This window comes from Mesonia sp. K7, assembly GCF_003233725.1.
In the GTDB taxonomy this organism is placed as follows: domain Bacteria; phylum Bacteroidota; class Bacteroidia; order Flavobacteriales; family Flavobacteriaceae; genus Mesonia.
In genome coordinates, this window is the sequence record NZ_QKQV01000002.1 from 175,326 (window position 1) to 194,610 (window position 19,285).

At 35.1% G+C, this 19,285-nt stretch carries 23 protein-coding genes; 13 read left to right on the top strand and 10 right to left on the bottom strand.

Annotated elements, in window-relative coordinates; translation table 11 throughout:
* Positions 1–27: 27 nt before the first annotated feature.
* A complete protein-coding gene (locus DNG35_RS02255; RefSeq protein ID WP_111126135.1) occupies positions 28–1,068 on the bottom strand; it encodes a PLP-dependent cysteine synthase family protein in 1,041 nt (346 codons plus the stop codon).
* Between the two features lie 83 nt (positions 1,069–1,151).
* Positions 1,152–3,311, bottom strand: coding sequence for a S9 family peptidase (locus DNG35_RS02260; protein ID WP_111126136.1), 2,160 nt, complete (start codon positions 3,309–3,311; stop codon positions 1,152–1,154).
* Between the two features lie 39 nt (positions 3,312–3,350).
* Between DNG35_RS02260 and DNG35_RS02265 the strand changes: the two genes are divergently transcribed.
* Both DNG35_RS02265 and DNG35_RS02270 read left to right on the top strand, forming a co-directional pair.
* A complete protein-coding gene (locus DNG35_RS02265; RefSeq protein ID WP_111126137.1) occupies positions 3,351–3,674 on the top strand; it encodes a YbaB/EbfC family nucleoid-associated protein in 324 nt (107 codons plus the stop codon).
* Positions 3,675–3,727: 53 nt separating this feature from the next.
* Positions 3,728–4,684 carry a putative phage abortive infection protein gene (locus tag DNG35_RS02270; RefSeq protein ID WP_111126138.1) on the top strand — a complete coding sequence of 319 codons (957 nt, stop codon included), beginning with the start codon at positions 3,728–3,730 and terminating at the stop codon, positions 4,682–4,684.
* A 47-nt stretch (positions 4,685–4,731) separates the two neighbouring features.
* On the opposite strand, the gene DNG35_RS02275 is transcribed toward DNG35_RS02270, so the two are convergent.
* Positions 4,732–5,754 (bottom strand): low specificity L-threonine aldolase, encoded by a 1,023-nt coding sequence (locus tag DNG35_RS02275; protein WP_111126139.1) that lies wholly within the window; start codon positions 5,752–5,754, stop codon positions 4,732–4,734.
* Positions 5,755–5,847: 93 nt separating this feature from the next.
* Between DNG35_RS02275 and prfB the strand changes: the two genes are divergently transcribed.
* The 5 genes from prfB (at position 5,848) to DNG35_RS02300 (ending at position 11,035) form a co-directional block, all read left to right on the top strand.
* Positions 5,848–6,946 (top strand): peptide chain release factor 2 gene (gene prfB, locus DNG35_RS02280; RefSeq protein ID WP_111126140.1). Its coding sequence is split into 2 segments (ribosomal slippage): positions 5,848–5,910 and positions 5,912–6,946, totalling 1,098 coding nucleotides; the frame shifts between segments, so codons are not numbered across the junction.
* A 94-nt stretch (positions 6,947–7,040) separates the two neighbouring features.
* A complete protein-coding gene (gene arsC, locus DNG35_RS02285; RefSeq protein ID WP_111126141.1) occupies positions 7,041–7,382 on the top strand; it encodes an arsenate reductase (glutaredoxin) in 342 nt (113 codons plus the stop codon).
* 97 nt (positions 7,383–7,479) lie between these two features.
* Positions 7,480–7,854, top strand: a complete 375-nt coding sequence (locus tag DNG35_RS02290) for a hypothetical protein (RefSeq protein WP_146228822.1) — start codon at positions 7,480–7,482, stop codon at positions 7,852–7,854.
* A 52-nt stretch (positions 7,855–7,906) separates the two neighbouring features.
* A complete protein-coding gene (locus tag DNG35_RS02295) occupies positions 7,907–8,398 on the top strand; it encodes a hypothetical protein (RefSeq protein WP_111126143.1) in 492 nt (163 codons plus the stop codon).
* A 147-nt stretch (positions 8,399–8,545) separates the two neighbouring features.
* Positions 8,546–11,035, top strand: a complete 2,490-nt coding sequence (locus DNG35_RS02300) for a TonB-dependent receptor domain-containing protein (RefSeq protein ID WP_111126144.1) — start codon at positions 8,546–8,548, stop codon at positions 11,033–11,035.
* Positions 11,036–11,113: 78 nt separating this feature from the next.
* Here the strand turns inward: DNG35_RS02300 and DNG35_RS02305 are convergent, their stop codons facing one another.
* The 4 genes from DNG35_RS02305 to DNG35_RS02320 form a co-directional block, all read right to left on the bottom strand.
* The gene (locus tag DNG35_RS02305) at positions 11,114–11,293 is read right to left on the bottom strand and encodes a hypothetical protein (RefSeq protein ID WP_111126145.1); all 180 of its coding nucleotides are present in this window, start codon (positions 11,291–11,293) and stop codon (positions 11,114–11,116) included.
* Positions 11,294–11,388: 95 nt separating this feature from the next.
* On the bottom strand, positions 11,389–11,811 hold the full coding sequence (locus DNG35_RS02310) for an SRPBCC family protein (protein ID WP_111126146.1): 423 nt from the start codon (positions 11,809–11,811) through the stop codon (positions 11,389–11,391).
* 20 nt (positions 11,812–11,831) lie between these two features.
* Positions 11,832–12,689 carry a VOC family protein gene (locus tag DNG35_RS02315; RefSeq protein WP_111126216.1) on the bottom strand — a complete coding sequence of 286 codons (858 nt, stop codon included), beginning with the start codon at positions 12,687–12,689 and terminating at the stop codon, positions 11,832–11,834.
* A gap of 5 nt (positions 12,690–12,694) precedes the next feature.
* Entirely contained in the window at positions 12,695–13,135 is a 441-nt protein-coding gene (locus tag DNG35_RS02320) for an SRPBCC domain-containing protein (protein WP_111126147.1), read from the bottom strand.
* 125 nt (positions 13,136–13,260) lie between these two features.
* On the opposite strand from DNG35_RS02320, the gene DNG35_RS02325 reads away from it, so the two are divergent.
* The 3 genes from DNG35_RS02325 to DNG35_RS02335 are packed head-to-tail and all read left to right on the top strand — an operon-like array spanning position 13,261 to position 16,359.
* Positions 13,261–14,235 (top strand): GlxA family transcriptional regulator, encoded by a 975-nt coding sequence (locus DNG35_RS02325; RefSeq protein WP_199489088.1) that lies wholly within the window; start codon positions 13,261–13,263, stop codon positions 14,233–14,235.
* A 54-nt stretch (positions 14,236–14,289) separates the two neighbouring features.
* The gene (gene fumC, locus DNG35_RS02330) at positions 14,290–15,687 is read left to right on the top strand and encodes a class II fumarate hydratase (protein ID WP_111126148.1); all 1,398 of its coding nucleotides are present in this window, start codon (positions 14,290–14,292) and stop codon (positions 15,685–15,687) included.
* A 48-nt stretch (positions 15,688–15,735) separates the two neighbouring features.
* Positions 15,736–16,359 carry a trans-aconitate 2-methyltransferase gene (locus tag DNG35_RS02335; protein ID WP_111126149.1) on the top strand — a complete coding sequence of 208 codons (624 nt, stop codon included), beginning with the start codon at positions 15,736–15,738 and terminating at the stop codon, positions 16,357–16,359.
* Here the strand turns inward: DNG35_RS02335 and DNG35_RS02340 are convergent.
* Positions 16,354–16,821, bottom strand: a complete 468-nt coding sequence (locus DNG35_RS02340) for a GNAT family N-acetyltransferase (protein WP_111126150.1) — start codon at positions 16,819–16,821, stop codon at positions 16,354–16,356. The two genes, DNG35_RS02335 and DNG35_RS02340, sit on opposite strands and share 6 nt — an antisense overlap.
* Before the next feature lie 125 nt (positions 16,822–16,946).
* Between DNG35_RS02340 and DNG35_RS02345 the strand changes: the two genes are divergently transcribed.
* Entirely contained in the window at positions 16,947–17,327 is a 381-nt protein-coding gene (locus DNG35_RS02345; protein ID WP_111126151.1) for a hypothetical protein, read from the top strand.
* Positions 17,328–17,398: 71 nt separating this feature from the next.
* On the opposite strand, the gene DNG35_RS02350 is transcribed toward DNG35_RS02345, so the two are convergent.
* Complete coding sequence (locus DNG35_RS02350; protein WP_111126152.1) at positions 17,399–17,827, bottom strand: peptidylprolyl isomerase; 429 nt, start codon at positions 17,825–17,827, stop codon at positions 17,399–17,401.
* A gap of 116 nt (positions 17,828–17,943) precedes the next feature.
* Positions 17,944–18,381: a hemerythrin domain-containing protein gene (locus DNG35_RS02355; protein ID WP_111126153.1), complete on the bottom strand. Its 438-nt coding sequence runs from the start codon at positions 18,379–18,381 to the stop codon at positions 17,944–17,946.
* 117 nt (positions 18,382–18,498) lie between these two features.
* Here DNG35_RS02355 and DNG35_RS02360 point away from each other — a divergent pair, with 117 nt between their 5' ends.
* On the top strand, positions 18,499–18,954 hold the full coding sequence (locus DNG35_RS02360) for an SRPBCC family protein (protein WP_111126154.1): 456 nt from the start codon (positions 18,499–18,501) through the stop codon (positions 18,952–18,954).
* Positions 18,955–19,039: 85 nt separating this feature from the next.
* Entirely contained in the window at positions 19,040–19,231 is a 192-nt protein-coding gene (locus DNG35_RS02365; protein WP_111126155.1) for a cold-shock protein, read from the top strand.
* Positions 19,232–19,285 lie beyond the last annotated feature (54 nt).

Below are 19,285 nucleotides of genomic sequence, written 5' to 3' on the forward strand. Positions count from 1 at the left end.
TGCTTTGATGTATAATTTGTTAATTTCTTACTTGATATACTCTATTTTTTCAACGTGGATATTATTCTCTGAATCTGAGAAACCTTGCTCGTGCATCCATTTATCACTGAAAATTTTACTCATATAACGCGAACCGTGATCTGGGAAAATTACCACTACTTTACTGTTTTTATCAAATTCGCCTTGAGCTTCTAATTGTTTAATTCCCTGGAAAGCGGCACCACTGGTATAACCAACAAATAAACCTTCGGTTTTTGCCAACTCTCTTGCGGTATGGGCACTTTCTTCATCAGTTACTTTGATGAATTTATCGATAGCATCAAAATCTGTCGCCGTAGGAATTAAGTTTTTTCCTAAACCTTCAATACGGTAAGGGTAAATTTCTTCGGCATCAAACTCGCGTGTTTCGTGGTATTTTTTCAATACCGAGCCGTAAGCATCTATACCTATAACTTTAATATTCGGATTTTTTTCTTTTAAGTATCTCGCTGTACCGGAAATGGTCCCTCCCGTTCCACTACAAGCGACGAGATGTGTAATTTCACCTTGAGTTTGCTCCCAAATTTCTGGCCCGGTGGTATTGTAATGCGCATCGATATTCAACTCATTAAAATACTGATTGATATAAACCGAACCTTTGATCTCTTGATGTAAACGCTTGGCTACTTGGTAATATGAGCGAGAGTCATCTGCAGAAACGTGAGCTGGACAAACGTATACTTTTGCCCCCATCGTTTTTAACATATCTATCTTATCTGCCGATGATTTTGAACTTACTGCTAAAATACACTCATAACCTTTGATGATAGAAACCATCGCAATACTGAAACCAGTGTTACCCGAAGTGGTTTCGATAATGGTGCTACCAGGCTTCAAAATACCTTTTCTTTCTGCCTCTTCGATAATGTATAAAGCTATTCTGTCTTTGGTAGAGTGACCTGGATTAAAGGCTTCTACTTTAGCTAAAAATTCACCGTCGAAGTTTTGGGTAATTTGGTTAAGCTTGATAAGCGGAGTATTTCCTATAAGCTGTAAAACGTTATTATAAACTTTTGAGTTTTCTTTCATAAAATGAAATTCTTATTTATAATTTTTGTTTTAGGACTGATAAAAATAAGCCCAAAAAACATCGCAAATTTACATGATTTTTTTTAATTACGAATTTTTCCTTCCAAGTCTAGCAAAAAAGCATAGTCTTCGGCCACTTCCTTAAGCGCGTCAAAACGCCCAGAAGCTCCACTATGACCTGTTTCCATATTGGTGTGGAATAATAATTTCTTGTTGTCTGTTTTATATTCCCTCAATTTTGCCACCCATTTTGCTGGTTCCCAGTATTGTACTTGAGAATCATGTAATCCCGTGGTTACCAAAACGTTAGGGTAATTTTGTTTTTTTACGTTATCGTAGGGTGAATAGGCGTTAATATATTCATAATATTTCTGATCGTTGGGATTTCCCCATTCATCATATTCTCCTGTCGTAAGCGGAATGCTATCGTCAAGCATCGTTGTGGTTACATCCACAAACGGAACTGCAGCAATCACACCGTTATACAGTTCTGGGTTGGTGTTAAGAATTACCCCCATTAACAAACCGCCAGCTGAACCGCCCATGGCATACATATGTTGAGGTGATGAATAGTTTTGCTCGATAAGGTATTTTGTACAATCAACAAAATCGGTAAACGTGTTCATTTTATGTAACATTTTACCGTTTTCATACCAATCTCTACCCAAGTATTCTCCTCCTCTAACGTGCGCTATAGCAAAAATAAAACCTCGATCCAGCAAACTCAATCTACTTATCGAAAATGATGGGTCTATGGTATTTCCATAACTGCCATAACCGTAAATCAACGTCGGATTTTTACCGTCCCGCTTGATGCCTTTGCGATAGACCAACGAAATAGGAACTTTGGTATTGTCTCGTGCCGTTGCCCAAATTCGCTCGGAAGCGTAATTATTTTTATCAAAATTTGGATCTAAAATTTCCTGCTCTTTTTTGATTTCCGAAGTTTTATTTTCCATATCAAAATCGATCACTGAAGCAGGAGTCGTCATCGAGTTGTACTTGTAACGCAATATTTGCGTATCAAAATCGGGATTGGTACTGGTATAAGCGGTATAGGTTTCGTTATCGAAGGGCAAGTAATAATCGGCTTTTTCGTCCCAACGCATGATTCTAATTTTATTTAACCCATTAAAACGTTCAGAAACCACCAAGTAATTCTTGAAAATATCGATTCCCTCTAACAAAACATCATCGCGATGCGGAATCACTTCTTGCCAATTTTCTTTTTCGGTAGCCGAAATCGGCGTTTTTTGAAGTTTGAAATTGGTTGCTTTATCTATATTGGTCAGAATATAAAAATGATCTTTGTAATGCGAAATGCTGTATTCTAAACCTCTTTCTCTAGGTTGAAAAATTTTAAATTCACCATCAGGTTGATTGGCATCTAAAATTCGATATTCATCAGACATCGTACTTCCTGAAGCAATAATGATGTACTGATGTGATTTCGATTTATACACATAAGCATTAAATGTTTCATCTTTTTCTTCAAAAACTAAAACATCATTTGCTGGATTTTCACCGAGTTTGTGCTTAAAAATTTGATTAGCACGAAGGGTTTGTTCATCTTTCCGACTGTAAAACAAGGTTTGGTTATCATTTGCCCAACTTGAGCTTCCCGTGGTATTTTCTATTTTTGTGGGTAGAATTTCTCCTGTTTTCATGTTTTTTACCTGAATGGTATATTTTCTTCGACTCACGGTATCAACCCCAAAAGCAATCTTTTGGTTATCCGGACTCACATTTAAACCTCCTAATTGGTAGTAACTGTGACCTTCGGCCATTTGATTTACATCAAATAAAATTTCCTCATCATTGTCTAAGCTTTCTTTTTTACGTGCATAAATGGGGTAATCTTTTCCTTTTTCGTATCGGGTGTAATACCAATAACCACGAAGTTTATAAGGCACAGAACTGTCATCTTCTTTTATTCTACCTTTAATTTCCTGGAATAACTTCTCCTGAAAATCTTTGGTATGTGCCGTCATTTTATCGTTGTATTCATTTTCTGCTTCGAGGTAAGCAATCACTTCTGGATTTTCGCGATCGTTCAGCCAATAATAATTATCGATGCGCACATCACCGTGTTTTTCTAGTTTCTTTTCTATTTTTTTTGCTTTCGGCGGAATAATTTCAGTTTTATTCATTTCTTGATCTTGGTTTTTACAAGCTCCCAATAAAAGGAACAAAGCATACAAATGAAACAATTTTACCCGAGACCTACTTAATTTTAACGGCATATTTTTTAATTTTGAGGAAAATCTAAAAATACAAAAATTATGTTTGGAGATATGATGGGTATGATGAATAAACTTAAAGAAGCCCAAGCCAAAGTAGAAGCTACAAAAAAAAGACTGGATACCGTAACGATTGAAGAGACTTCTTCAGACCAACTTTTATCAGTTACAATTACGGCAAATCGAAAAATAAAGAATATTTCTGTAGCTGACGAACTGTTAGAAGACAAAGAACAGCTCGAAGATTATTTGGTGTTAACCATAAACAAAGCCATCGAAAAAGCCACTAAAATAAACGAAGACGAACTTGCCGCAGTCGCCAAAGAAGGGATGCCCAATATTCCCGGAATGGATATGTTTAAATAGTTTTATGTATGAGAAATTAGAAAATAGGTGTTAGATTTGAGATTTTAAAGTTAATGTTAACAGAAAAGAATAGTAAAATATTACTTTGGGTAGGTTTAGCCCTCTTATTATTAGGTGTTATTTTCTTCCTTTGGAAGGAAAGTATTAGCTTTTCTACAAAAATAAATTCTAATAAAGCTGCTCAATTTGGAGATTTAATTGGAGGAATTGTTGGCTCACTTTGGTCTTTAGCAGGTGTTATTCTTTTTTATGTGGCATTAACAGAACAGAGGACAGATATTCAAATTAATAGAAAGGCATTAGAAGCACAAGTTCAAGCCTTAAATCAACAAATTCAAGAATTTGAATTGCAAAGATCCGAGCTTACCGAAACGAGAAAAGTTTTTGAGGAACAATCTGAAACTCTAAAAATCCAACGATTCGAAAACACTTTTTTTCAGCTTTTGTCTCTACATCATGAATTAATAGATAAGTTAAATTTCAGTCTACATGAAATAAATTTTGGATTAAGAAATTATGAAAGTAGAGAAGTTTTATCAGAAGCATCAGCTAAATTAGATAACAAGATAGAAAGAAGTAATTTAATTTCGCAAAGAAATTCCTCAGGAGGATATACTTATATTGAAAATCCACCTGACTCAATATATAGTTCAGAGGAAAGATTGCTAGATGTTTATAAACAATTTTATTTTGAAGATTTTAAACAAATTTTAAGTCATTATTTTAGGAATATTTATCATATTTTTAAGTTTATATATAAATCAGAATTAATAATAAATTCAAAAAAACAATTTTATGCTTCAATTGTTAGAGCACAATTATCTTCTGACGAATTATTTTTAATATTATATAACTCTTTACAAAAAGATTTAGGGTATCCTAATTTTTTGTTTTTGATTAAAGAATTTGATATTATGCAAAATTTTGATTTTCGTATTATTGAAAAACATAAATTTCATAAAGAAATATACAATAATAAAATCAAAGATGTAAAACCAGATTTTGATTAATCCCAATCCGTAAAGCTAATTGCAAAAAAATTTTCACTATATATTCTTCAAACTTTCAACGCTCCTAAAACCTCCAAAAACTCTTGATGTTTTTCTGCCGTATAATCTAAATGCGTAACGACCCGTAATTTCCCATTCCCCATATTGCTAATGACCACATTTTTTTCTTGTAACTGCTGCATAAATTTTTCCTCATCAATACTATCTTTCAAATAGAAAATGACAATATTGGTTTCAATCGGTTCGACACTTTTTACATACGAAAGCGTTTGTAACTTCACTCCTATTTCCTGGGCTCGTTGGTGATCTTCTGCCAATCGATCGATATGGTGATCTAAAGCATAAATTCCAGCAGCAGCGAGATAACCTACCTGTCGCATTCCGCCGCCTAAAACTTTACGTACACGCATAGCTTGTACCATATAACGGTCATCGCCTACCAAAACCGAACCAATCGGAGCTCCCAAACCTTTAGATAGACAAATAGAGATTGTGTCAAATAATTCGCCATATTGTTTTGGAGTTTCATTTTTAGCCACCAAAGCATTAAACAACCGAGCTCCATCAAGGTGATAACCCAACTGATGTTTTTCGCAGACTTGTTTGATTCTTTTGATTTCTTCAATATCATAACAAGCACCACCACCTTTATTGGTCGTGTTTTCGATACAAACCAAGCGCGTAAACGGACTGTGATAAAAATCTGGCGGATTGATAGCTTCTTCTACCTGTTCGGCAGTAATCATACCGCGATGGCCATCTACCAATTTACAAGAAACCCCACTGTTAAACGAAACGCCACCACCTTCATAATTATAAACGTGCGCCCATTTGTCACAAATAAGCTGCTCGCTTGGGTGAGTATGCATTTTTATAGCTGCTTGGTTCGCCATCGAACCTGTCGGGAAAAACAAGGCTTGACTTTTCCCAAACATTTCGGCCACACGCATTTCCAATTCATTTACCGTTGGGTCTTCTTTATACACATCATCACCAACCTCGGCGTTCATCATAAAATCCAACATTTCTGGGGTTGGTCTAGTTACGGTATCACTTTTTAAATCGATCATAAAATTTCAGCTTAAAGCGGAATTAAATCTATAAAATCTTTTTCAATCTCACACTAAAATCTATTTTTGTTTATCTAAATTGAAATTGAAGCAATGATTACACAAGAAAACATACAAAACTTAAGAGATCGTGTCACCGCCCTAAAACAATATCTTTGACATCGATGCAAAGAAAATAGAAATCTCTAATGAAGAGGAAAAAACTTTTGCTCCCGACTTTTGGGACAATCCACAAGAAGCTGAAAAGTTATTACAATCGCTTAACGCAGAAAAAAAATGGGTGCAAGACTATGAAAAAGCCATCACACTGGTTGATGACTTAGAAGTCATGTACGAATTTTACAAAGAAGAAGGCGCTACCGAACAAGAGCTTAACGAAAGTTTTGACAACGCAAAAAATCACTTAGAAGATATCGAGTTTAGAAATATGCTTTCTACTGAGGGTGATAATCTTCCTGCTGTTTTACAAATTACTGCCGGCGCTGGCGGAACAGAAAGTTGCGATTGGGCAAGTATGCTGATGCGGATGTATTTGATGTGGGCAGAAAAAGAAGGCTACAAAGTCAAAGAACTCAATTATCAAGATGGTGATGTTGCTGGAATTAAAACCGTAACCCTTGAGATACAAGGAGATTATGCTTTTGGGTGGTTAAAAGGTGAAAATGGTGTACATCGCTTGGTGCGTATTTCTCCGTTTGATAGCAATGCCAAACGTCACACGTCGTTTGCTTCGGTGTATGTGTATCCGTTGGTAGACGATACGATCGAAATTGAAATTAATCCTGCTGATATCGAAATTACCACTGCTCGATCAAGTGGTGCTGGTGGACAAAACGTGAATAAAGTGGAAACCAAAGTACAGTTGGTACATAAACCTACGGGTATTCAGATTTCGTGTTCAGAAACGCGCTCACAACACGACAACCGAGCAAGAGCAATGCAAATGTTAAAATCGCAGTTGTATGAAATAGAACTTCAAAAACAACTCGAACAACGCGAAGATATTGAAGCTAGTAAAAAGAAAATTGAATGGGGTTCACAAATTAGAAACTATGTGATGCATCCTTATAAATTGGTTAAAGATGTTAGAACCAGTGAAGAAACTGCCAATGTAGATGATGTGATGGACGGAAATATAGACCGCTTTTTAAAAGCTTACTTGATGTTTATGGGACAACGAGACGAGGTATAAGTCTGAAATTTAAGATATGGGATTCTATACTTGATTTTAAATTTCAAAAAAGTCTTTTTAACTTTAAAACTTTCAACTTTAAACATAGATAAAAATGATCAAAATATACCACAACCCTAGATGTAGTAAATCAAGAGAAGGATTACAGGTTCTGGAGGATTCAGGAAAAGACTTTCTCATTGTAAAATACCTAGATACTCCGTTAACCAAAGAAGAAATAAAAGATGTCCTAAAAAAATTAGGTATAAAAGCTATTGAACTTGTACGAACCAAAGAAAGCATTTGGAAAGAGAATTACAAAGGCAAAAAACTTTCGGAAGCTCAAATTATTGATGCAATGACCAAACACCCCAAGCTTATCGAAAGACCAATTATCGTAAAAGATGATAAAGCAATTATTGGTCGCCCAACCGAAAAAATAAAGGAGTTTATCTAGATTTCAATAAAAGGGTATTGATATAGTTTAACGCTATTTTAACGGCAAAAGTACAGTTTCATAAGTATATTAAGCATTCACCTTAAAACCTATAGTTATGAAAAAAATAGTCGTATTATTCATATTTATGATGGGAAGTTTTTCGTTACATGCACAATTTATATCAAAAGATATAGTTCCTGAACACATTCAAGAAAGAGTTGAAAATCAAGTAGACTATCTTGCAAAAGAACTCGCACTTTCAGGAAAACAGTATACATTGATGAAAAACAAGCTTCTTGATTTTGAAATGAAAGAGCAGAAATTAGTGAACAGTGATTTACCGTTGAAAGAAAAAAATAAGTCTATTGCTGCTCTTGATATAGAAAAAATAAGAGAAGTGAGGGATATCCTTACCAAAACACAGTATGATAAGTATGTGCAGATTGTAAAAGAACAACGGAAAAACAATCTTGAAAACATAAGAAATTAACTTTTGGCACGTTTTTAGATTTATACACTACAAACAATTAAAAATAAAAATTATGAAAAAAATAATTTTAAGTGCATTTATCGCTATTTTCAGTATAGGAATAAGCCAAGCACAAGAAAGACCAGCAAAAGCAGAACGTGCTGAGCGTGTTGCAAAAGTAGAAGCTAGAGCAGAAATTAGAAGAGATCACGTGAAAGACGAATTAAATCTTACAGAAAATCAAGGCCAAAGAATTAAAGCCATCAATATGAATTCTAAAGAGGAAATCAAAAAGATTATGGCGATGGATGAATTGACAAGAGATCAGAAAAAAGCAAGAATAGATGCGATTCAAGAAAATAAACAAGCACAAATTGAAGCTGTACTAGACAAAGACCAAAAGAAGAAGTACAAAGAAATGCTTGAGAGAAGAAAAGAGCATAGAAAAGCTAATGCCGAAAGAATGAAAAATCGCAGAAAAATGCTGAAAGACAGAAAAGAAGACATCGAAGATCGGCAAAGAGATATGAGAAAACGTAAGGTTGAAGTGGAAATTGAAGACTAAATCTTTCACTACATAAAAACCTAAGTTAAGTTACCCTATTGAAAATCTGTAGTTTAATCGCTACAGATTTTTTTTATTAAAAAATTAACGATTTTCCTTACAACCTTCCTGTAAAATAGAAGTCATACTCTACAAAGAATAAGTTTTATGAATTTTAAAAATAGCTCCCTACTATTAGCTTTTGCTTTTAGTTTTTTTTCCTTCCTCACCTTTGCACAAAACACACACGTTGTTACCGGAAAAGTAACCGATAATGATGCAGGGATTCCTCTAGAATACGCCACTATAACCTTTAATGATGTTACTGGTAAACTTTCTGCACAAGGAGGAGTTACCGATTTTGACGGTAACTTTTCTATCGAAATAAAAGAAGGAACTTATAACATTGTTGTAGAATACATTTCTTTTCAACCCAAAAAATACAATAATAGAACCATCAATAAAGATATTAACTTAGGGAATATTGTTTTAGAAATCAACCAAAACACCCTCAACGAAGTGGTCGTAAGAGCAGAAACCACAGAAGTAGATGTTCGCCTTGATAAAAAAATATATAATATTGGTAAAGATTTAACCACACAAGGAGCTACCGTAAGCGATGCTTTAAGCAACGTACCTTCGGTAACGGTAGATGTAGAAGGAGGTATTAGCTTACGCGGAAATGAGAACGTACGCATTCTCATTAACGGTAAGCCTTCTGCGATGGCTGGTTTTGGTGACACCAATATTTTTCAGCAATTACCTGCAGATGCCATCGAGCGTGTAGAAGTGATTACAAGTCCATCGGCGCGTTACGATGCAGAAGGAACTGCAGGTATCCTTAATATTATTCTGAGAAAAGAAAAGACTTTAGGCTTTAATGGTTCTATTTCTGCCAATGTTGGTTTTCCTGCCAACTCTAGTATTTCGGCTAATCTCAATTTACGAACCGACAAGTTTAATATTTTCAATACCATAGGTAACTACTACAGAAAGTCTCCTGGTTATGGTTATTTCGATTCTAGATATGCCAACGCTGCTACCGATCAAGATGGTATAGCATATAACCGTGAAATAGAAGACCGTGATATGGACAGACGTTATCAAGGTTTCAATAACAATTTTGGTGTTGAATATTTCATCAATGATCAATCATCGATTACCGGTAGCTTTTTCTTCCGTTATGGCGATGATAGAGACGTAACCGAAAACAACACCATTGGCTATCTGAATGACGAGGTAAGTAGAAGGATTTACCGCGAGCAAATTGAAGAAGAAAAAGACAACAGTTATCAGGCTTCTTTAAATTATATGAACAAGTTTAATGACGAAGGACATCAACTTACTGCAGACTTTCAGTATTCTTATGATAAAGAAGACAGACCAACGACAATTGTAGAAACAAAAACTTTTCCGACAGAAGACATAACAGACTCTGAAAGTATTTTTGAAACCGAAATCCAAAATGAATTCTTATTACAAGCCGATTATGTTTTACCGATGGGCGAAGCACAATTCGAAGCTGGTTTTCGTAGTAATTATGAAGAAGAAGAATTAGATTATGAATTGAAAGAGTTTGGTGTTCTAAATGACACCCTGACCAATGTTTTTACTTATACCGAAAATGTAAACGCACTTTACTCACAGTACGGTAATAAGTTTGGTGATTTTTCTTTTTTATTAGGTTTACGCCTAGAGCAAACCATTATGAAAGGAGAACTAGAAACTTTACTTCCTGAAAGTACTTTGGAAGAAAGTCTTGGTGTTGATTTTAATGCCAATTTCGACAAAAATTACCTCGGTTTATTTCCTACCGTTAATTTAATTTACGAATTGTCGGAAGACGAAAACATAACTTTGGGTTATAACCGTCGTATCAACAGACCAAGAGGATGGTACATCAATCCTTTCCCTTCTCGATCTAGTGCTACCAACGTATTTCAAGGTAACCCTGACTTAGATCCGGCTTACTCTAATTTCTTTGATGTTGGCTATCTCAAAAAATGGGAAAAACTTACCCTAACCTCATCGGTTTATTATCAAAAAGAGACCAATAGCTTTGAGAGAATTGATGAAGAAATAGAACTCAACGGAAGACCCGGCGTAAGAACTATACCGATTAACTTAGGTACCGATGAGCGTATAGGAGCCGAAATAGGAACAATTTACAATCCTGCGAAATGGTTACGACTCAATGCTAGTTTCAATTTGTTTAATTCACAAACCGAAGGTGAATATAATGGAGAAGAATACGGTACCGAAAACACAACTTGGTTTGGAAGGTTAAGCTCTAAATTTGAACTCCCAGCTAAAATAGATTTACAGCTAAATGGTTTTTATATGGGACCCCGTAAAAATGCCCAAACAGAAAACGATGGAATCTTTTCAGCTAACTTAGCGATGAGTAAAGAGATTGTCCCAAATGTGTTAACGGCTTCTTTTAATGTGAGTGATTTATTCAATTCTCGCGTAAGAGATTCATACACTCGACTTTCTAATGGGACGATAAGAGAAAGTGAATTTCAGTGGAGACAAAGACAATATACCTTATCGGTTATTTACAGGTTCAACCAACCCAACGATCGTAAAAAACAAAGAGAAGGGCAAGAAGAGAATAATGGTTTTGGAAATGGCGACGAAAATGGTGGCGATTACTAAAATTATTGTGTGTTAGTGTTAGTTAGAAAAAAAGGGAGCAAATTGCTCCCTTTTTTATTTTAAATATGTTTTTTGAACTTATTTAGATAGTTCTTTTTTACGTTTTCTTTCTTCACGTTTTTCTTTAATCATTTCCATAATCGAGCCTCCAACCCAATACGGAACAATAAAAGTTAATAATAATATCATTAACCAAAAACCAATCGTGGCAATGCCTAAAAATGCTAAAAAACCTAAATACTGATCAAATTCGAACATGACTTTTTTATTTTATAGGGGCAAAGATAGGATAAAGCATTGTTTTCTTCCAAATGAATATGCGAATTTATTAACAATACTATCAACTTCGATTCTTAAACTTCTTCAGTATACTTTTTAAAGTTGTTTAAAATAGCTTGCCAACCATCACGTTGCATTTCTACCGAATTTACATTTTCAGCATCAAAAGTAGTAGTTATTTTGGTTTTATTTCCCTCTGGTTCAAAAAGCGTTGTCGCTTGTCTTCCATCAGGCATCGTATAACTTATGTTTTCTTGATTTTTTACTTCATCATACGTGGCTTCAAAGTCGAAACCAAAACCCCCATCTTTGGCTTCCATACGCGCAAGGTACTTTCCTCCTGCTTGTAAATTGTTTTCTGCTTTTGGGCAGCACCAATCGTCTGTCGCAAAATTCCATTGGGTAATGTGCTTTGGTTCGTTCCAACGTTCCCAAACTTTGTCTACTGGGGAGTTTACTTCTGCAGAAATCGTTACTTTTTTATTTTGTGTTTTCATCTTTTGTGTTTTTTTGAGAGTTAGGAGTTATTTGCTTTTTCGATGTCTTCAATAATAATTTTATTCATTTGCATCATCGCCTGCATTACCTTTTGAGCTTTTTCTTGATTTTCTTGGTTCATCAGTTCCACCAATCTTTTCGGGACAATTTGCCAACTCACACCGTATTTATCTTTTAGCCAACTGCATTTACTTTCTTCTCCTCCGTTTTCGGTAAGCAACTTCCAATAATAATCGGTTTCTTTTTGGTCGTTGGTCATCACGGTAATCGAAACACCTTCGTTAAAATCGAAATCATGCGCTGCAGAATTTTCCATAATCGCCATCGTAAAATCATTCAGCTGAAACTGAGCGTGAGCCACATTTCCCTTAGGCTCATCACTTGCTTCTGGTTGCTCCATGATTCCTTCTACAGAAGAATTAGGGAAAACGGAAGTGTAAAACGCAATTGCCTCTTTTGCTTTCCCATTATTCTTATTCACAAACATCAAACTTGGCGTAAAATATTGGTCGGTATTACCTTTTTCACCCGTATATAATTGCCAATTCACACCAAATTTATCTTCTACCCAAGCATACTTTTCGCTAAAATGGTATTTGTCTAAAGGCATCAAGACTTCTCCTTCTTTTTCGAGCAGTTTATAAAGTCTTTCGGTTTCTTTTTCGTCTTTATTGGCAACTAAAAAAGAAAGACTGGCATTAGGTTTAAAAGGCGAACCTGCATCTAAAAGCATCAGTTTCTGACCGTCTAGCTCCAACATTTTTACCATGGGTGTATTTTTTACAACCTTGGTATTTTTAAAAACTTCGGAATACAGTTTTGCGGCTTCCTCTCCAGTTCCGTTCATCCAAACACAAGGATAGATATCGTTATTCATCTTATTTATTTTTCTGAAATTTCTTTTAGTTTCTTTAATGCTTTCGGCCACATATCGGCAAACATTTCTTCGTATTCTTCGTTTACATCAGAAATTACTTTCAGTTCTGTTTCTTCTCCCGTTTGTGTTAAATAATAGTTTTCTCTTGCGCCAGCCCATGCTTTTACTTCTTCACTTTGCGTATCTTCTACCCCATCTTTGATTATTCCATAATGCTCAAAAGACATAACTTCTGGTTCTTTTTTTTCGGCTATTCTGGCTAGCATTCCAGAGTTGCTTTTACGATCTATAAATTCGACTTTGCTTCCTTCTTTCCAATCGGTTTTGGCTATCGACCCTTCGCTAAATGCGGAAGTCCATTGCGGATAGGTTTCGTCACCCCAAAGTACTTCCCATACTTTTTCTTTTGGAGCTTTAATGCGTGTGGTAAATGTTTGCTTTTTCATGATTTCTAAATTTTATATGACAAAGTTGTAATAAAAGACTTGAACTTATAATGTGTAAAAACGACTGCTTATCGGGTTGTTTGCGACAAAAAAATAATTTATCTTTATTTTCTTTTATAAAAACAATGGTGACAGTTACAATTCTCACGCCTAAATATGCTGTAATTCAAGGAATTGCAAGTGCACAATATTTATTTAAAACTATCAATTCTTTCTTAGAATCAGAAGGTCAACCAGCTAAGTTTAACATAAATTTAATGGGTGAAGAAACGATTGTTCCCGTGCAAGAAGGCTCTTTTCAGGTAAAGACTGATGTTTTATTAAGTGAGCCGCCCAAAACCGATTTGCTAATCATTCCTCCTATTTACGGGAATATGGAAGACAACCTACAACTTAACAAAAACTTCATTCCCTACATACAAAAAGCATATAAAGAGGGAGCAAAAATAGCTTCGCTTTGTACCGGTGTTTTCCTTCTGGCCGAAACAGGTTTACTCGATCAAAAAAAATGTTCTACCCATTGGGCGTTTTATAACCTTTTTAAAGAAAGGTATCCTCATATAAATATTGTTGACGGTGGAATTATTACGGTAGATAATGGCATTTATTCGAGTGGCGGAGCAAATTCTATATGGAATTTATTACTCTATTTAGCGGAAAAATATACCAATAGGGAAATGGCTATTCGAGCTTCCAAATATTTTGCCATAGATATACACCGAAACAATCAAGCGACATTCACCATTTTTGAAGGTCAAAAAAACCATCAGGATGAAGAAGTAAAAAAACTACAGACTTTTGTCGAAAAAAATTATAACGCAAAACTTTCTGTCGATGAACTTTCAGAAATGGTTGCGATGAGCAGAAGGAATATCGAACGACGTTTTAAAAAAGCAACACACAATACGCTTGCGCAATATATACAACGTGTAAAAGTAGAAGCCGCCAAAAAACTAATTGAAAGTACACGAAAAAATATAGGTGAAGTCATGCTCGAGGTTGGTTATAATGATGAAAAATCTTTTCGAAATATTTTTAAGAAATATGTTGGAGTCACTCCTATCGATTACAAAAATAAATTTGTAGCTCTATATGCTTAAGATTTAGCCGTAAAAATCTTATTTTTGAAATCCTAAAAACAAAACACTCAAATCATGTCATATCGTATAGAAAAAGATACTATGGGCGAAGTAAAAGTGCCTGCCGATAAATTATGGGGAGCACAAACCGAACGTTCTCGTAACAACTTCAAAATTGGCCCAGAAGCTTCGATGCCTCTCGAGATTATTTACGGATTTGCATACCTTAAAAAAGCAGCGGCTTATACCAATGCAGATGCAGGTATTTTAGCTCCAGAAAAGAGGGAGTTGATTGCTGACGTTTGTAACGAAATTTTGGAAGGTAAACACAACGATCAGTTTCCGTTAGTGATATGGCAAACAGGTTCGGGTACGCAAAGCAATATGAATGTAAACGAAGTTATTGCCAATCGTGCTCATCAATTAGCTGGAAAAACCATTGGCGAAGGTGAAAAAACACTTCAGCCCAATGACGATGTCAACAAGTCGCAATCGTCTAACGATACTTTCCCGACAGGAATGCACATTGCTGCTTATATCAAAATTATAAAAGTGACCCTTCCGGGAATCAAACGTTTACGGGATACTTTAGATAGAAAAGCCAAAGATTTTGCAAAAGTGGTCAAAATTGGTCGTACACACTTTATGGATGCGACACCACTTACTTTGGGACAAGAATTTAGCGGTTATGTTTCGCAACTTGACCACGGTATTAAAGCCTTAGAAAATACCTTACCGCATTTGGCAGAACTTGCTCTTGGCGGAACCGCTGTAGGAACAGGTTTAAATACACCTGAAGGCTATGCAGAGAATGTAGCGAAATACATTGCCGAGTTTACTGGTTTGCCTTTCACTTCTGCGGAAAATAAATTTGAAGCACTTGCTGCACACGACGCTTTTGTCGAAACTCACGGTGCTTTAAAACAAATTGCTGTTTCTTTAAATAAAATTGCAAATGATATCCGTATGTTGGCTTCTGGACCTCGTAGCGGAATCGGTGAAATTATCATTCCGGCAAACGAACCTGGTTCTTCAATTATGCCCGGAAAAGTAAATCCAACTCAATGTGAAGCCTTAACTATGGTTTGTGCCCAAGTCATGGGGAACGATGTAGCCATCGGTGTCGGCGGCATGCAAGGTCATTTTGAGTTAAACGTTTTTAAACCTGTGATGGCAGCCAATTTACTACAAAGTGCCCAACTTATCGGTGATGCTTGTGTCTCTTTTGATATGCATTGTGCAGCAGGTATCGAACCCAATCAAGAACGTATCGACGAATTAGTAAGCAAAAGTTTAATGTTGGTTACCGCTTTAAATACCAAAATTGGTTACTACAAAGCCGCAGAAATTGCCAATGCAGCCCACAAAAACGGGACTACTTTAAAAGAAGAAGCCGTAAAATTAGGTCATACCACTGCCGAAGAATTTGACGAATGGGTAAAACCTGAAGATATGGTTGGCGGATTAAAATAAAAGAACTTCAAAAGCCACTTTTGTAAGTGGCTTTTTTATTATTGACTTATGGAAGTTTTCAACAGAAAAAAGCATTGGGAAAACATTTACGAAACTAAAAGTCTTAACGAAGTAAGTTGGTACCAACCTACTCCACAAACATCTTTAGATTTCATTTTAGAAAGTAAACCTCCTAAAACCACTAAAATCATTGATGTTGGTGCCGGTGATAGTTTTCTCGTCGACCATTTACTAGAATTGGGTTTTACAAATATTACCGTGCTCGATATTTCCAAAACTGCGATCGAAAGAGCTCAAAAACGTTTAGGGGCAAAAGCTAAGCAAGTCAATTGGGTGGTGAGTGATATTACAGCGTTCAACCCTAAAGAAACTTTTGATATTTGGCACGACCGAGCGGCTTTTCATTTTTTGACAGAAGAAAGTGACATCAACACATACGTGGAATTAGTCCGCAATGCTATTTCCCCGAAAGGGAAACTCATCTTAGGAACATTTTCTACCGATGGACCAACAAAATGCAGCGGAATACCTATCAAACAATATTCAGAAAAATCGATGACTTTACTTTTTGAAACTATTTTTGCAAAAGAGCAATGTAAAATCAATAATCACTCTACTCCTTTTGGCACTACACAAAATTTTATTTTTTGTAGTTTTAAGAAAAAGCTATGATTCTTTTTGATATACCATCACATATTTATCAAAACCTCCACCAAAACCATTTTCTACAAATTTGTAAGTAGTAAACCCAAACTTCTCAAAAAACTTATTGGTGTTTTGTGTAGTGCGAAGAACCTTTTGGTAATCGGGAAAATTTTCTTTTAAAAACTGAATTCTAAATTTACTCAAGGCTTTACCGTAACCTTTTTTGTGTTCATCCTGATGAATCATTCCCCAAGCAAAGCCTACCTCTTTGTCGAATTCTGCTCGCTCAAAATCAGTATCGGAAATATAAATTCCGCCACAACCAACAATTTTATCACCTTCTGTCACTAACCAATATGGAAACTTATTTTCTTTCAGAAAGTTTTCAAATTCAAAGCGCTCATGTTCATTAAAATAAGAAGGACAGTTAGAATCAAAAATTTCTAAGCATTTTGGTAAATCTTCTGAAGTGTAAAGTATTATTTGCATTACACTAATGTAAACTATTTTTTAACAAGTCTTTTAGTTATGCACCTAAGTTTTTGTTAATCATTTTTTTTGACCATCAATACGTTTCTATATTTATCTCATTAACATAAAAACAAAAAATAGTTATGAAAAATTTATTGAAATTAACGGCAGTATTTGCCTTGACCATTTTTGCTTTTACCTCTTGCAGCAAAGATGACAACCCAGTAGATAACGATTTGTTTGTAGGAACTTATGACGGTTCTTTAAGCTATGACTCTGGTGACGGAACGACTGTAAACACCAATGATGGTAGAGTTACAGTAACCAAAGTTGGTGATAACTATCGTTTTAGTTTTTCAGATGGAATTCCGGATATTACAGGTGTGAAATTTGAAGAAGAAAACAGTGAATACCACATTAATGTTGGTGGTGACGAAAGCAGCTATATTAGAATCAACGCAAGTGAGTTGATTATTTTATATAGCGAAGGAAGCGAAAACTGGGGTGCAAATTGCACAAGATAGTTTTTTCTAAAACACAAAATCAAAAAAACCTCTCACACGTGAGAGGTTTTTTTGTATGTATGATATAAAATTTAGTTCACCTCCATCAGTTCGATATCAAATTCTAAATCTTGACCTGCTAATGGGTGGTTGGCATCCAAAACAACTTCGTCTTCCTTAATTTCTGAAATCACCAACATTTGTCTTTGTCCGTCGGGTTGTGAAGCCTCTAATTGCATTCCTACTTTTGGCTCTAAGCCTTCGGGTAATTTAGATTTATTTACGGTGACGAAAGCATCGTCTCTTTTTGGCCCATAAGCTTCATCCATAGGAATTCTGATGTTTTTGGAATCTCCAATGTTCATTCCTTCTACAGCTCTATCAAAACCCTTAATCATTTGACCCGCACCTACGGTGAACTCTAATGGCTCGCGGTCACGTGAAGAATCAAAAATCGTATGGTTTGTCAATCTCCCTGTGTAATGTACTTTTACTTTACTTCCTTTTTCTGCTTTTGACATGTCTTTTAATTTAAAAATATTAATATTGTTTGCGAGGAATATAAGGTTTAGTAGATAAAACACCTAATAAAAGCTTGACTTTATTAAAATTTTACCTTTAAAACAGGAAGTTTATATTAGCCGCGTTCATTTTCCATATAATCTAGATAATCTTTCGCCAATCCTTCTTTCTCTTTTTCATTATATACCTTTCCTGCCAACTGAAAAAATGTATGTTCTTCATCATCGAGATGATGTTCAACTTTCTCCGAAAGCTGTTTAGCATAAGTTAGCCAAGCTGGCGTTGTGGGGTCTGCTTCTTCAATCTTTTCTATTAGCTCATCCATTTCATGATGCTCGGCGATACCGTGTCTTGCATGTTCTTGCATCATATCATTGTGAATAAGAGGCGCATAAAAAAAGCGTTCTTCTGCATCGGCATGGATAACCAACTCTTGTTTTAACGCTTTCCAAAGTTTTGTTCTTTCTTCAGTATCACCAGAAGTATTACATACTTTTTTTAATAAGTCACGTTGAATGTCATGGTCTTTTCGGATAGCTTCAAATATATTCATCTTAATTTTTTTGTTTTAAAATTATCAAACATCTTACACAAAAAAGATAATTTGAGATATTCTTAACAACTCTTTGCACTCAAAATAATTAATTTAAACTCGTTTAAAATTAAAAACATGGGATTTTACCAATTGTATAAAACACAACAGTTCAACCAATCTTTAGATGAGGTGTGGGATTTTATTTCAAACCCTGCAAACCTTAATAAGATCACACCTACTGACATGAATTTTGATATTCTCTCAAAGAATTTACCTAAAAAGATGTACCAAGGATTAATCATTAAATATAAAGTAACTCCACTTTTGGGTATCAAAACCAATTGGGTAACCGAAATAACCCACTTAGAAGAAAAAAAGTTTTTTGTAGATGAGCAGCGTGTTGGACCCTATAAAATTTGGCATCACCAGCATCATTTAGAGGCTAATCGTCAAGGGGTTATAATGACAGACATTGTAAGCTATCAACCTCCTTTGGGTGTTATTGGAAACTTGATGAATCACCTCATCATTAAGAAGAAATTAGATGCCATTTTTGATTTTCGCCAGAAAGCATTAGAGGAAATATTTTAACCTTACAAAAAGATAATGTATTAAAAATGTATTTATTATAATAATAAAATGTATTTTTATCCCATTATAAATTAAATTACACAAAATGAACAAAGGAACTGTCAAATTCTTTAACTCTACTAAAGGATTTGGATTTATTAAAGAAGACGAAACCAACACTGAATATTTTGTACACGTTACAGGATTAGTTGACGAAATTAACGAAGGCGACACTGTAGAGTTTGATCTTCAGGAAGGTAAAAAAGGAATGAATGCTGTAAACGTAAGAGTTATATAAATATCACATTCGACATTTTAATGAAAAAGCCTATCAATTTTTGATAGGCTTTTT